Here is a 15,378-nt window from a genome sequence, read left to right on the forward strand (position 1 = left end):
TATGAAACTTCATAACATTAAATATCTCATCATACTGCTTGCCTTTGGCGCCACATCCTGCGCCAAGCTGAATGAAGATCCGCGATCATTCATTCCGGCAAACCAGTTCTATAAAACACAGGCCGACGCGGTGGCCGCGGTTACTGCCGCGTACTCGTTGTTAAACGCGGGCTCCAACTCCATACAAACACCATACAATACCCTGTTTAATACAGGCATGAACTTTATGGCCGATGACGAAGGACCTGGTCCGGGGGCTACCAATGCCGATGTGCGTTCACAGGCTGTGCTGGGGCATGCATCATCGGGTTTGCGCATCCTGCAGATCTGGCAGCAGCATTACGCGGCTATCAAGAAAGCCAATATCGCTATTGATACTATCCCGCATATTCAGTTTGACGCTACCCTGAACAAACGACTGGTGGCTGAAGCTAAGTTTTTACGTGCCCTGTATTACTTTAACCTGGTGCGTTTATATGGCGATGTACCGCTGGTGCTGCATGATCAAACTTCTATTAATCTGTCTGATCTGCAGGTGCCCAGAACGGCTGTCGCTACAGTTTACAAGCAAATAGAAACCGATCTGACGGCGGCAGCCACCGATCTGCCAAACGCCTACACCGGAGCCGATCTGGGCAGGGCAACCGCCGGAGCCGCTAATGCACTGCTGGCCAAAGTTTATTTAACTGAGCGCCAATGGGCCAAAGCCGTAACGCAGGCCGAAGTGGTGATCAATGGCCCGTATGGTTATGATTTGTTCACCAATTATGCAGATGTGTTTTTGCCGGCTTCCAAAAATGGTAAAGAGCATATATTTTCGGCTCAATTCAAAGCCAACTCGCAGGGACAAGGCAATAACCAGGCGCCGCGGGCTATCCTGAACGCCATACCCGGTATGGTAAGCAGCTACGCCGACCAGGTGGTGTTTTATTCTGTGCCTGATGCTACCAAACCAGGTGGGGTAGATAAATTCTTCAGCATTTATAAATTGTACTCTGCCAATGATAAAAGAAAGCGCATAAGCTTTGTGACCCGTTTCCAGAGCCCCAGCACTAACCTTTGGTATGGTAAGTTGAATGACAATACCATCCCCGGCGATTCCACACCATTCTTTAATAAATATTACGATCCCAATGTGGTGGCCAACGAGGCGGAGTCGGGTGCTAACGTGCCGATTATCCGCTTTTCGGAAGTATTGCTGATCCATGCCGAGGCAGAAAATGAACTAAACGGGCCAACTACCAAAGCATATACCTCTGTTAACCGGGTGCGCAAACGCGCCGGACTGGATGACCTTTCGGGTTTGACACAGGCGCAATTCCGTGATGCGGTTTACCTGGAGCGACGCCTTGAATTTGTGTTCGAGTACCAGCGCTGGTTCGACCTGATTCGTGAGCGTGACGCCAACGGCAATGGTATACTGGAAGCCAGCCTGCTTAAAGTGGGCAAAACTAATGTGACTAAAGGGGTAGCAGGCAAATTTTACCTGTTCCCAATACCACAGCAGGAAATTGATAATAGTAACGGTAAGCTTACACAAAACCCGGGCTGGCAGTAAAGTCTCGCCCAACCCTCTCCAAAGGTGAGGGCTTTAAAACAGGATTTCAGAACCCTCTCCTTTGGAGAGGGCAGGGTGAGGCTCTGAATAGTTAAACGATTAAATATCAATGCTATGAAAAAAATAATTGTCGTTTTTGTAATGTTCATCAGCGGATTAACCACGGTCTTCGCACAGTCGCCGGCAACGGGTCAGGGTTCGCACGAGGTTGACCCCAGGGTAAGCGTGGCTGTGTTGCAGGTGCTTGATGAGTACATGACCACTTTTAATGCTAAAGACCTGGCCGGCTGGGAACGTACCTATCAATTCCCGCATTACCGGTTGGCCAGCGGCAAAATGTCGGTACTGGAAAAAGCAGGTCTTCGTGACTCGGCCAAAGTGTTTGGCGAGCTGAAAAAGACCGGCTGGGATCATAGCCAATGGGATCACCGCAACATTATTCAGGCTTCGGCAGATAAGGTGCATGTGGATACAGAGTTTTCAAGGTATCGGGCTGATGGCAGCCTGATAGGTCATTTCGAGTCATTATATATCCTTACCAAAGAAAATGGTAAATGGGGTATCAAGTTCAGATCAAGTTATGCGGAGTAGTATTGAAAAAATAGAATATCAAAAGAGGAACAGCCTATGACAAGACATGGAGCAAGCCTTAAACGCGATGTCGACTCACCCCGACATCGCTACGCTTGTCGACCCTCTCTTCAGCTTCGCTGGAAAGAGGGTTGCGGTAAGCTTTTTTTCTACCCTCTTTCCGCCGGAGGCGAAGAGAGGGTGGTCCAGCGAAGCGTAGACCGGGTGAGTCGATTCTGGAACCAGATGTCTTATTACCCTAAACAAGGGGCCTGTCACCCTGAGCTTGTCGAAGGGGCGTGCGCAGAGGCTTGCCCACCATGCTTCGACGGAGCTCAGCATGACATCCTTTTTAATTGATCACATGAAAAAATATATATGAAAAAGTTAATCATCATCAGCTTATTGCTGTTTTCGGCAAATACCGCTTTACGGGCGCAACAGTTAGCATATGTGCAAAAAAAGTCGGATAAGATTGCGGTAACACCCTCGGTAGAAAGAAAACTGCTCGATGACGTGGCACAAGACAAAGCCTACCTGATAGATGTGCGTACTCCCGAGGAATACAATCAGAAACATCTGCAATACGCTGCAAATATCAATATCAAATCGGCCGATTTTGCCGACCAGATCAGGAAATTGGATAAAAACAAATCCATCTATCTTTATTGTCATTCGGGGAATCGGAGCGGCCGGGCAGCCGATTCCCTGCAAACACTGGGCTATCATTTGAGCTATAACATCGGGGCGCTTGACAGTTTAACTAAAGCCGGTTTCCCGGTACAATAATTAACATCTAAAAATAAAATCATATCATGATACATTTAAAAGTACTCACCCCAAAGCCACCCCGGTATTTTAAACCGGGTGGCGGTAAAATATGGCCTGTTGCCGTGCTTATCAGCATACTCGGTTTGCAAAGTGTAAAGGCTCAAAATACCCAGCCATTTGGCGGCACTGTAGGGAAAACGCTTAATGATTCAAAGGAGTGGTGGCCCGAGCCTCATAAAGCGCCTGCCGGTGCGCCAAATGTGTTGTGGATATTGCTGGATGACGTAGGCTTTGGCGCTACAAGCACCTTTGGCGGCATCATCAAAACACCCAATTTTGATACGCTGGCCAACAATGGTTTGCGTTATACCAATTTCCATACGGCAGGTATCTGCGCGCCTACACGTTCAGCTCTGCTTACCGGGCGTAATCACCATTATGTGCACGAGGGCGGATTTTCGCATGTGGTTTTATCAGCCGGGTTCCCCGGTTATGATGGCCGCATACCATCTGATAAAGGAACGGTTGCTGAAATATTAAGAGAGAACGGTTACAACACCTTTGCCGTGGGCAAATACGGTTTAACACCTGATGAAGACGCTACCGATGCCGGCCCTTTTGACCGCTGGCCAACGGGCAAAGGTTTTGATCATTTCTTCGGATTCCTGGGTTCGGCAACAGATCAGTACAAACCTGACCTGGTAGAAGATAACGCACACGTAACACCCGATGGCCGCCACCTGAACGAGCAGATCACCGATAAGGCTATCTTTTATCTTACCCGTCAGCATAAAGTAGCGCCTGATAAACCTTTCTTCCTGTATTACGCGCCGGGAGCAACCCATTCGCCGCACCAGGTAGCCAAGGAGTGGAGCGATCTGTACAAAGGTCAGTTTGATTCTGGATGGGATGATTTTCGCGAAAAAGTGATCGCAAGGCAGAAAAAACTGGGCATTATACCTGCTTACGCTAAATTGCCCGAACGCAATACCCGTATCCCTTCCTGGAAATCGCTTCCGCCGGCCGAGCAAAAACTATACGCCCGTTTTATGGAAGTGTATGCCGGTTATTTAACCTATACCGATCACGAGGTTGGTCGTTTGTTGGATTACCTGAAACAAAGCGGTCAGCTGGATAATACCCTGGTATTTGTGATCATTGGTGATAACGGAGCCAGTAAGGAAGGCACACTGCACGGCGAGATCAACCCCAAAAAGAACTCTTCCAGGGTGCTTGCCGAGGCTCCCTACCTCAAAACCAATATCGAGGATATTGATGATATCGGCACGCCGCAGGCTTCTACCAATTATCCGCTGGGATGGGCACAAGCGGCCAATACGCCATTCAAATACTGGAAACAGGATGCCAACTCTGAAGGTGGTACCCGTAACCCGCTTATCGTTTACTATCCAAAAGGTATTAAGGATAAAGGAACCATCCGCACACAGTACGGCCATGTGATCGACGTATTGCCAACTACATTAGAGTACACCGGCATTAAATTGCCAGAGTATATCAGGGGTATTAAGCAGGATACGCTGCAAGGTACATCGCTGGTTTATTCATTTGATCATCCCGAGGCGGCCAACAAACATAAGATACAGCATTACTACATATTTGGCTCGCGCTCCATTTACAGCGATGGCTGGAAAGCCGAGGCGGCACACCACCCGGATTATGTGGAGCTGAACGACTTTACCGTTGGCAAAAATGTTCCCGATATCAGCTTTGATGATGATGTTTGGGAGCTATATAACCTGAATGATGACTTTAACGAGCGTATTGATCTGGCCAAAAAATACCCCGAAAAGTTAAAAGAGCTGAAAGCGGTATTCGAGGAGCAGGCTCAAAAAAATAACCTGTATCCGTTTATCGATTGGTACGATGTTTATCATAGGAGGATACATCAGAATTATAAGAAATAGAACCCCCTCTAAATCTCCCCTTTTGGGAGAGGATTTAGGTGAGGTTATTAACATAAATCAATATAAAACCTATCCATATGAAACAAACACACAAAAAAACGCTCGTGGCGATGGTAATTGCCCTGGGTTTTGCGTTGCCGGCCGCGGCGCAATACGGACCCGTAGCTCCGGCCAATATACCGCCATCAACCCCCGCAACCTATAAAGGAGTTATAGGCAAAACCCTGGCCGAATCAAAAGAATGGTGGCCTAAACCACTTAAGGCTCCTAAAGGCGCACCCAATATTGTCTGGATATTGCTGGACGATGTTGGCTTTGGTGCTTCGGCCACATTTGGCGGATTGATCAATACGCCAAATTTTGATACGCTGGCCAATAACGGCTTGCGTTATACCAATTTCCATACAGCAGGTATTTGTGCGCCTACAAGGTCGTCATTATTAACCGGGCGTAACCATCATTACGTGCATGTAGGTAATTTTTCGCATGCCTCAACCGCGGCAGGTTTTCCAGGTTACGATGGCCGTATCCCGGCTGACAAAGGTACCATTGCCGAAAACCTGCGTGAAAACGGTTACAGCACGTTTGCAGTTGGCAAGTGGGGCATAACACCCGATGAGGATACCACAGCTGTTGGACCGTTTGATCGTTGGCCAACCGGTAAGGGTTTTGATCACCACATCGGTTTTCTGGAATCGGCTACTGACCAGTATAATCCGCCGCATTTGGTGGAGGATAATTTCCACATCAAACCCGATGGCCGTAACCTGAACGAGGTGATCACTGATAAAGCGATTGCCTATATTGATGCCGCCCACAAAGCCGCGCCAGACAAGCCTTTCTTTTTGTATTATGCCCCAGGCGCTACACACGCGCCTCACCAGGTAACCAAGGAGTGGAGCGACCTGTACAAAGGTAAATTTGACGAGGGCTGGGACGTATATCGCCAAAAGGTTTTTGAAAACCAGAAGAAGGCAGGTTATATCCCTGCTTATGCCAAGCTGCCCGAGCGTAACGAGCGCATCCAGGCCTGGAAAAGCCTGCCGCCCGATCAGCAGAAACTGTACGCCCGTTTTATGGAAGTTTATGCCGGGTATCTTACCTACATCGATCACCAGGTTGGTCGGGTGATTAGCTACCTCAAGGCATCTGGTCAGTTTGATAACACCCTTGTGTTTGTGATGATAGGGGATAATGGCGCCAGTAAGGAGGGCACTTTCCACGGAGTGATCAATCCTAAAAACTCAGCGCTCACTACACCTGAGGCCGATTATATCCAAAAAAATGAAAGTGATTACGAATCCATTGGCACACCACAGGCTTCAACCAATTATCCGCTGGGTTGGGCGCAGGCTGCCAATACACCATTCAAATACTGGAAATCTGATGCCGATGCCGAAGGTGGTACACATAATCCACTGATTGTTTATTATCCAAAATTGATCAAAGAGAAAGGCAGCATTCGTACACAGTATGGCCACGTTTCGGATATATTCCCAACAACCATTGAGGCCGCGGGTTTAAAACTACCGGAGTACATTAAAGGTATTAAGCAGGATACACTGCAGGGTAAATCATTGTTCAGCTCCTTTAATAACGCGCAGGCTCCAACACTACATACCAAACAATACTATTACATCTTCACTTCCCGATCCATTTATAAAGATGGCTGGAAAGCCGAAGCTGCGCACCGCCCGGACAATATCGATCTGCTCAATTTCCCGCAAGGTAAAACACCGCCTGAGCGCAACTATGATAAGGACGTTTGGAAACTATACAACCTGAATGATGATTTTAATGAGCGCATTGACCTGGCCAAAAAATATCCCGAAAAGCTCAAAGAGTTAAAAGATCTGTTTGATGCCGAAGCCAAAAAGAACAATATCTACCCGTTTATAGATCGCGATGACATCAACAATAAAAGGATCCATCATCTGGAAAATAACCAATAAGGTGCTGAGTGGGCAGTAGTGAATGGTGAGTGGTCAGTTTGAGTTTTGTCGCTCGCTTAAAGCCTTACGAAGTTTTAAAAACTTCGTAAGGCTGGCTATTCGCCTTTATAAATTTCTGTCTTGATACATGATACTAATTACTTGATACTAAATAGATACTAAACTAAAAATATGAAAAAATTAAAGAGTTTTTTGCTGGCGGTAATCGTAACCGCCACGGGGATTGCTAATGCGCAGGCCCAAACCGATAAACCCCTGTTATCACTGGAGGCCTTTGCCGCCAAACTAAAGCAATCTAAAGATGCACAGGTGCTGGATGCTCGCTCGGCTGAGGAATTTGTGCAGAACCACATCAAAGGCGCTGTTAATGTAGATGCCAAAGCCGCCGACTATCAGCAGCGCCTGGATGCGCTTTCCAAAGACAAGCCAACCTTTGTTTACTCCATTGCCAATGGCCGCAGCAAGGTTTTATCCAACGAATTGCGCGCCAAAGGGTTTAAAGATGTAGAAGAGCTGCCGGGTGGATTAGCCAATTGGATCGGTTCTGGTTATCCCATTATTTCGACTACCAAAAAAGGCGTTTCTTTAACCAAAGCACAATTTACCGAGCTTACCGGTTCATCACCATTAGTACTGGTTGATTTTGGTTCGAGATACTGCGGCGCCTGCAAAAAACTGGTGCCTGTACTGGATTCGCTGAAAGCCAAAACAGGTTTTACCCCGAAGATCATCAGCATCGAGGTGTATGATAATACCGCCCTAGCTAAAGAACTGAAAGTAAATGTGCTGCCAACCCTGGTACTATACCAAAATAAAAAAGAAGTCTGGAAAAAACAAGGTTTTTCATCAGTTGCCCAGGTTGAAGCAGCGGTGGCACAGACCACCTCAAGCATCGCGAAAACCAAATAGTCATCACCCTTCCTTCTGTCATTTCGAACGAGGAACGAGGAGAAATCTTTTACGCTATTATATCCCGGTGTATAAGATTTCTCTCTTCGTTCGAAATGACATTTAGTGTAAACAAATAACCACCACCATTGAAACGTTTACTATTCCTTATTTTATGCCTGCTCCCGGGCATTACCTTCGCACAAAAGCAACCCTCCAAACCCAACATCGTCGTCATTTTAGCCGATGACATGGGCTTTGCCGATCTGGGCTGTTTTGGCTCGGAGATTCATACGCCCAATATTGACAGACTGGCCCGCGAGGGTTTAAAAATGACCCAGTTTTATAATGCCGGCAGGTGCTGCCCATCGCGAACAGCCTTATTAACCGGTTTATACCCGCATCAGGCCGGTGTGGGCGACATGGTGAAATATAAAGGTTCGCCAGCTTACCAGGGTTATCTGAATGATCATTGCGCTACCATTGCCGAGTTATTAAAGAACCAAGCGGGCTATAATACCATTGTATCGGGCAAATGGCACGTAGGATTGCAGCCATCAGCATTAGCTTTTAACCGAGGGTTTGACAGATCATTCACTATGTTGAATAATGGCAGCAGTTATTTTAATTCGGCCCCGTTGTATAACGATGGCAGCAAGATCACCTTTATGCTAAACGATAAGGAGATTACGAGGAATGATACCTCCAAATACCTCACCCAGGCTATTACCGATTTCGCTAAACAGTCATTAGAGCAAATTAAAGAGGATAAGTCGCCGTTCTTTTTATATGTAGCCTACAACGCCCCGCATTGGCCCATCCAGGCGCTGCCTGAAGATATTGCCCGTTACAAAGGCAAATACCTGAAGGGTTGGGACAAGCTGCGCAAACAGCGCTACGGAAAACTGGTGGCCAGCGGTATCATCAAAAAATATTGGAAGCTATCTGATCGCGATAGCCGGGTGCCCGACTGGGATTCATTATCGCCCGAAGAGAAAGAAAAATGGGATACCCGCATGGCTATCTATGCGGCCATGATCGATAGGATGGACGTCGGTGTGGGCGAGATCATGGCTAAGCTCAAACAGCTGGGGAAAGATAAAAACACCATCGTGCTCTTTGCATCAGACAATGGCGGCAGCGCCGATGAGGTGAAAAGTTTATCGACAGTAATACAAAAGAACGGTACTCCCGGTTCGGTAAATTCTATTGATAGTTATGAAATTCCCTGGGCCAATGTGAGTAATACGCCGTTCAGGCTGTTTAAAAGAAATACGCACGAAGGCGGCATCGCCACTCCCTTTATCGCCTGGTTCCAGGGTGTTATCAAACCTGGCAGTACCAACACGCAGCCCGCACATTTTATCGATTTGATGCCTACCTGTCTTGATCTGGCGGGCGTTACCTATCCGCAGGAATTTAAAAACAGGCAGTTAACACCGCTGGAAGGATCCAGCCTGAAAAACGTACTGCTCAACAAACCCTGGAATGGCCACAACGCTATTTTCTGGGAACACGAAGGTAGCCGCGCCATCAGAAAAGGGAACTGGAAACTGGTTGCCGAAATTAACCAGCCTTGGGAACTATACGACCTGGATGCCGATCGCTCCGAAACAAACAATCTTGCCGCCAAATATCCCGATAAAGTAAAAGCCATGGAAGCAGAATACCTGCAATGGGCGCGAAAAGTAGGGGTGGTTGACTGGAATAAGATCCAATCATTGTAGAAATAAACTATCAACCCTGTCATCTCGAACGAGGTACGAGGAGAGATCTTATATAAGCGATAAGTCAATAGTACAAGATTTCTCCTCGTACCTCGTTCGAAATGACAAGTTGTGTGATTTTATTTGAGATTCTCTTTTGTAACAAAATAATAACGGTTATCAGTTTGCAAACATAAGGTGTAACCGGTTACTTTGATAAACATTAAACCAGTATAAATTTTTAATGAAAAAATATTTTAATAGACTAACGCTATTGATCCTGTTATTGGTTTCATTTGGAGCCAAAGCGCAGCAACGGCCAAATATCATTTTTGTACTGGCCGATGATATGGGTTATTCCGATCTGAGCTGTTATGGAAGCCCGGTTATCAAAACGCCGTTCCTGGATAAAATGGCCCAAAAAGGTGTTCGTGAAACCAACTATGTGGTATCCAGTCCAAGCTGTACGCCGTCAAGGGCATCGTTGTTAACAGGTCGTTATGCTTCGCGGATGAACCTCCCTTACCCCATACCTCCGGGGTCGGAATTAGGTTTGCCTGATCAGGAAGTGACCATTGCCGAAATGTTGAAGGCTGTGGGTTATAAAACCGCCATGATTGGTAAATGGCACCTGGGCGATCATAAACCCTATAACCATCCCATGGCACAAGGTTTCGACTCCTATTACGGTATGTTGTACAGCCATGATTATAAGTATCCTTATGTTAAAACCGATACCACGCTTAAAATATTCAGGGGACATCAACCGGAGGTGATCAAACCGGCAGATTCCTCCCTCATCGATCTTTATAAGAATGAGGCTATCCGGTACATCAAAGAACAAAAGAAAGGCAAACCGTTTTTCCTGTACCTGGCGCATAATGTACCGCATTTGCCGGTAGCCTTTGCTTCATCGCAAAAAAATAAAGGCCGCTCAGATGGCGGTCATCTGGGTGATGTGGTGGAGCAGCTTGATGCCAGCCTGGGCGAGGTTTGGGCGCAGTTGGAGAAACAGGGCCTTGCCGATAATACCATATTTATGTTTTCGAGCGATAACGGACCCTGGATCGAGTTTCCGTCGCGTATGTCGGGCGATGGGGCCACCAAACCCTGGGATGCCGGTACGGCAGGCGTTTTTCGTGGCAGCAAGGGGCAAAGTTATGAGGGCGGCGTACGCGAACCTTTTATCGTTTACTGGAAAGGGCATACTCCGGTTGGCGCATCCATTACCAGCATGGTGAGCAATCTGGATGTATTGCCAACGCTGGCACAATGGGTAAATGCGCCTTTGCCAAAAGGGAGGGTGCTCGATGGTCAATCTATCTCGGATGTATTGTTGGGCAAAGGCGGTCGCCATCCTAAACACCGGGAGATCTATTATGTAAACAACGGTATTTGCGAAGCGGTACGCCAGGGCGATTGGAAATACCGGGAGGTAAAATCGGCCAATACCAATACGGGAATATCAAGTCAAGCACAGGAATCCAAGATAGAATTGTTTAACTTGTCATATGATCCGAGCGAACGAACCAATGTTATCCAGGAATATCCCGAAAAAGCAAAGGAACTGAAAGCTTTGTTCGATAAGTTCCCCGGTAAAACTGAAAATTAATTGCCTGTAAATGCGTAAACTCTTCTGTTTAATATTATTCTTGCCTTTATCAGGCACGGTAATGGCGCAATCGCCAGCCAATAATGATGTTGGTCAAAAGGAACGGGAATACCTGATTAAATCACTGGTGAAAATAGCCGATCCGGTATTGATCACCCTGAGTAAAAATGAGCTCAAACAGAAAATGCCGGTGGAAGCCAAAACCGGTGATCGTAAAAATTATACCTATCTGGAAGCATTCGGTCGCTTACTGGCGGGCATGGCGCCTTGGTTGGAATTAGGCCCCGCGCAAACCCCGGAAGGCATACTACGCAAAAAGTATATCACCCTGGCGCGTTTGGCTCTTCATAACGCTACCGACCCCAACAGTGCCGATTTTATGAACTTTAACAAAGGTGCTCAACCCGTGGTTGATGCCGCCTTTTTGGCCCAGGCTTTACTGCGTGCGCCGCATCAATTGTGGGATCCGCTGGATGCCGCAACCAAAGCCAATATTATTACCGCGTTTAAATCGTCGCGGGTTATTACGCCGGGTTATAATAATTGGCTGCTGTTTAGCGCTACCATTGAAGCCGCTTTACTGAAATTTGATAATTATGGAGACAGGATGCGGATGGATTACGCTATCAAACAGCATCAATTGTGGTACAAGGGTGATGGCCTGTATGGCGATGGTGCCGATTTTCATTGGGATTATTACAACAGTTTTGTAATACAGCCCATGCTGCTGGAGGTTCTGCAAACACTTCAGGACGCCGGCGTTGACCAAAAAACAACTTACGATACCGCGTTGAAACGTGCCCGAAGGTATGCGGCAATTCAGGAACGATTGATATCTCCCGAAGGTACCTATCCACCCATTGGCCGCTCGTTGGCTTATCGTTTTGGCGCTTTTCAATTGTTGTCAAAAATGGCTTTAATGCACGCTTTACCTGATGCTGTGAAACCGCAGCAGGTAAGGGCGGCTTTGTATACGCTGATCAAACGGCAACTGGAGGCCCCCGGGACTTTTGATGATAAGGGCTGGCTGCGGGTTGGTTTGTACGGACATCAGCCCGATATTGGCGAAGGGTACATATCGACGGGAAGCCTTTACCTTTGTTCCGAAGCTTTTCTGGTACTGGGTTTACCGCCATCTGATGAGTTTTGGCAAAAAGCCGATGAGGATTGGACCGCCAAAAAAGTGTGGAAAGGGGAGGATATCGAAACCGATCATGCTATTGATTGATTCCATAGCTAATTTACCATTCTGGACTATTTTGTTTGTCATGTCTGGACTAGCTGAATAGTCCAATAATGTCTGAAATTAGATCATAATTAATCTAAGCAGACATGAAACGCAGAATGAATATTAACGAGGCTGAGCCCCGTATTTACAAGGCCATGGCTGTGGCCGATAACTATCTGCCACAGTTTGACCTCGAGCGCCGCTTACAGGAACTGATCAGGATACGGGTATCCCAGATCAACGGCTGTGGTTATTGTATCGACTATCATACCAAGGATGCCCTCGCCCTTGGCGAAACTACCCAACGACTTTTTGCACTGGCCGCCTGGTGGGAAACTCCATTTTTTACCGAAGAAGAGCAAGCCATTCTACAATTGGCTACCGAAGTAACCCGTATTGCCGATCACGGTGTATCCGATCAAACTTATCAAAATGCATTGCGATTGTTGGGTGAGAAAAAACTGGCTCAAGTGATTTTTGTAACCACAACCATCAACAGCTGGAACCGGATAGCTATTGCTATGCACCTGGTTGCAGGAGAGGACTAAATAATATAAAAGCATTAAAACTTATGGAACCAATAAAAAACACTTGCTGCACCTGTGGTACACAATATAAAGCAGAACTATCATCGCCCGAATTTTGCCCGATATGTAATGACGACAGGCAATATCTGACCGAAAATGGCCAAACCTGGACTAATTCAAACGAAATAGCAGCTAATCACCGGGTATTGATCAGTGAGCTTAGTCCCTCGCTTTTCTCTTTACAGGTAACGCCATTATTTGCGCTGGGGAACAGGGCTTTGTTAACACTTTCGCCAGGTGGCAATATTCTGTGGGACTGCATTCCGTTGCTTAACCAGGAGATCATTGATTTTATCAGGTCAAAAGGTGGTATAAAGGCCATAGCTTTTTCGCACCCTCACTTTTACAGCAATGTGAACGAATGGGCAGAGGTATTCGACTGCCCGGTTTATATCCATGCTGCTGATGACCAATGGATGTTTAACAAAGGTTCACACATCAGGTTTTGGCAGGGAACCGAACGGCAGCTATGGGATGGCATTTCTATCATCAATACCGGTGGGCATTTCCCTGGTAGCAGCGTGTTACGGGTACCCGGCCTATCAGCAGAAGGGACATTACTCACCGGCGATAGCATTTATGTAGCCAAAAGCAAAAAACATCTGGCTTTTATGTACAGCTATCCCAATGTTATTCCTTTACCAGAGAATGAGTTGGCAAGGGTGATCAGGCGGGTTGAACAAATATCATTTGATAGTATTTATGGTGGTTTTGAATGGCAGAATCTAACGCAGGTAGCTAAAGAGATCTTCAGGTCGTCTGTAAAGCGATATGGTATAAGTATAGGAGAACCTGTATATTGATAAAAATGATAAGTGATTGTATCGAAATGTTTTAGTGTGCCGTAATGGCTATAAAACCTGTATTTTATGAAATCACTTAAACCAAATTTTATCGGCGCGTTCCATGGCGTTTTGATTTGCACTATACTAATTATCGGAGCATGCAAAAAGGATAAGAAGTCGCCGGTGCCGGAGCCTGCTAAAACGCTTTTTGGAAGCTGGTCTGTCACGATACCCGATGCTAATTTTTCACGCAGTTTAAATTTTGGTAGTGATGGCACATTTAGCACAACATTGTCCTATTATGATAAAGGACAAATTTCTTATACGGTTTATACTGGGACTTATCTTACTAAAGGTGATAGTTTAAAGGTTACGATCAAAGAAATGACTCAACAAGATCCAAATAAGCCATCGGTTAAAACGGCAAGTAATATTAAACTTTATGATAATAGCACATTTAAGCTTGACGGAAACCTATTAACATTAAAATATATTACCTATCCTGCCGACTCACCGGTAGTAACCGAAACTAAGTTCTACCGGCAATTGCCAGATTGATAATATACCATGTAGTACACAAAAAAGGCCGATTCTATTGAATCGGCCTTTTTTGTGGTTTTAATTAAGCCAGATAAGCGGGTGCCTTACCGGTAAATTTCTGATGATCTCTTCGTCCATGGGAGCATGATCCAGTTTTTTCCAGGTATTGAGCCAATTGGCATTACCATAGGCTGCGGCGCCGAATATCAGGGACGGTTGGGCTACCGGCCAACTTTCCCAGTGCATTACATCATGCGCGTAGGGCCAGGTATTTTTATCCTTTAAAAAGGGATATAAAAACTCGATCCCTTTTTTGATAGTGCGACCATCGGGTGTTTGATAGGTCCATAAGTTATCATTTTTATCGCTGAGTATCTGGCAAAGTGTGGTCATGGCATCCAGGTTAAATATAGAATAGCCATAAGGTTTGGTGCGTTTAAGCTCTAACGGGAAACTGCCATCTGGGGCTATCTGACTGGGTAGTAATACTTCTTTAAAACGGTTGCGGCAAAAATCCATCACCTCTTTATTACCCGTAAATTTGGCAAAGCAAGCGGTTTGCATAGCCCAGCAGGTACCATGATTGTTTTTGGCGTTCATTTCGTCTTTGCCATACTGGTGGGTAGTAAGCCAGGTAATATATTGGCTAAACCATCCTTTGATACCCGCCATTGTTTGCTGATCAATCAAAGGTGAGTTTTGCATCGCCTCCAAACCCTGAACCACCTCCATTAATTGTATGGTATCAATAATGCCAATGCCCCGGCCGGTGGCTACACCTTTGATAGCTTGTGCATATTGCAGGTTGGGGTTCATCCTGGTTTCGGGGATGATGAACCAGGCTTTCAGGTGCCAGAGGGCTTGCTTAACGTACTTTTTGTCGCCTGTGATCTGATAAGCTGATGCCAGTGCCCCGATGATCCGGCTAAAGCGGATCATGGCCAGGCGGTGCGCTGTGAAATTCTGCGGATTGGTGAGCCCGTCCTTTTGAATATATGGCCCATTCGGATCCTGCGGATTGGGCCACCAGTAATCGCCTTCGGAGTAAAAATCATGTTTGCCTCCCGAACTGCGCGGGCAGGTTTCGGCGGTAACCGTTACCGGGTTCTGTTTAAGCGCCCAGGCGGCTTCTTTCAATATATCGGCCTTTAAAGTAGCCGTTACCTGTTGTTTAACGGGCAGCACGGTGTCTGTTTGCCAGCTTAATAAGAGCAGGGGCAAACAAAGCAATAATATATAGCGTATTTTAAACATAG

13 protein-coding genes are annotated in these 15,378 nt (G+C 46.4%); 12 read left to right on the top strand and 1 reads right to left on the bottom strand.

The features are described from left to right. Window position 1: 1 nt before the first annotated feature. The 12 genes from FHW89_RS00255 (at window position 2) to FHW89_RS00310 (ending at window position 14,140) form a co-directional block, all read left to right on the top strand. Window positions 2-1,558, top strand: coding sequence for a RagB/SusD family nutrient uptake outer membrane protein (locus FHW89_RS00255; protein WP_172333014.1), 1,557 nt, complete (start codon window positions 2-4; stop codon window positions 1,556-1,558). A gap of 114 nt (window positions 1,559-1,672) precedes the next feature. Beyond that, the gene (locus FHW89_RS00260; RefSeq protein WP_172333015.1) at window positions 1,673-2,149 is read left to right on the top strand and encodes a hypothetical protein; all 477 of its coding nucleotides are present in this window, start codon (window positions 1,673-1,675) and stop codon (window positions 2,147-2,149) included. 357 nt (window positions 2,150-2,506) lie between these two features. Then, window positions 2,507-2,917 (top strand): rhodanese-like domain-containing protein, encoded by a 411-nt coding sequence (locus tag FHW89_RS00265; RefSeq protein ID WP_172333016.1) that lies wholly within the window; start codon window positions 2,507-2,509, stop codon window positions 2,915-2,917. A gap of 26 nt (window positions 2,918-2,943) precedes the next feature. Next, entirely contained in the window at window positions 2,944-4,824 is a 1,881-nt protein-coding gene (locus tag FHW89_RS00270) for an arylsulfatase (RefSeq protein WP_172333017.1), read from the top strand. Window positions 4,825-4,901: 77 nt separating this feature from the next. Then, entirely contained in the window at window positions 4,902-6,776 is a 1,875-nt protein-coding gene (locus tag FHW89_RS00275; protein ID WP_172333018.1) for an arylsulfatase, read from the top strand. Window positions 6,777-6,947: 171 nt separating this feature from the next. Further along, window positions 6,948-7,685: a thioredoxin domain-containing protein gene (locus FHW89_RS00280; RefSeq protein WP_172333019.1), complete on the top strand. Its 738-nt coding sequence runs from the start codon at window positions 6,948-6,950 to the stop codon at window positions 7,683-7,685. Between the two features lie 128 nt (window positions 7,686-7,813). Then, on the top strand, window positions 7,814-9,391 hold the full coding sequence (locus tag FHW89_RS00285) for an arylsulfatase (RefSeq protein WP_253952121.1): 1,578 nt from the start codon (window positions 7,814-7,816) through the stop codon (window positions 9,389-9,391). 223 nt (window positions 9,392-9,614) lie between these two features. Then, window positions 9,615-10,982, top strand: coding sequence for a sulfatase (locus FHW89_RS00290; protein ID WP_172333020.1), 1,368 nt, complete (start codon window positions 9,615-9,617; stop codon window positions 10,980-10,982). 10 nt (window positions 10,983-10,992) lie between these two features. After that, the gene (locus FHW89_RS00295) at window positions 10,993-12,210 is read left to right on the top strand and encodes a DUF2264 domain-containing protein (RefSeq protein ID WP_172333021.1); all 1,218 of its coding nucleotides are present in this window, start codon (window positions 10,993-10,995) and stop codon (window positions 12,208-12,210) included. Between the two features lie 104 nt (window positions 12,211-12,314). Further along, entirely contained in the window at window positions 12,315-12,758 is a 444-nt protein-coding gene (locus FHW89_RS00300) for a carboxymuconolactone decarboxylase family protein (protein WP_172333022.1), read from the top strand. A 23-nt stretch (window positions 12,759-12,781) separates the two neighbouring features. Then, window positions 12,782-13,600 carry an MBL fold metallo-hydrolase gene (locus tag FHW89_RS00305; protein ID WP_172333023.1) on the top strand — a complete coding sequence of 273 codons (819 nt, stop codon included), beginning with the start codon at window positions 12,782-12,784 and terminating at the stop codon, window positions 13,598-13,600. A 66-nt stretch (window positions 13,601-13,666) separates the two neighbouring features. Beyond that, the gene (locus FHW89_RS00310) at window positions 13,667-14,140 is read left to right on the top strand and encodes a hypothetical protein (protein ID WP_172333024.1); all 474 of its coding nucleotides are present in this window, start codon (window positions 13,667-13,669) and stop codon (window positions 14,138-14,140) included. 60 nt (window positions 14,141-14,200) lie between these two features. Here the strand turns inward: FHW89_RS00310 and FHW89_RS00315 are convergent, their stop codons facing one another. Next, window positions 14,201-15,376: an alginate lyase family protein gene (locus tag FHW89_RS00315; protein WP_172333025.1), complete on the bottom strand. Its 1,176-nt coding sequence runs from the start codon at window positions 15,374-15,376 to the stop codon at window positions 14,201-14,203. Window positions 15,377-15,378: the final 2 nt, after the last annotated feature.

This window comes from Mucilaginibacter sp. SG564 (assembly GCF_013149275.1).
GTDB lineage: Bacteria > Bacteroidota > Bacteroidia > Sphingobacteriales > Sphingobacteriaceae > Mucilaginibacter.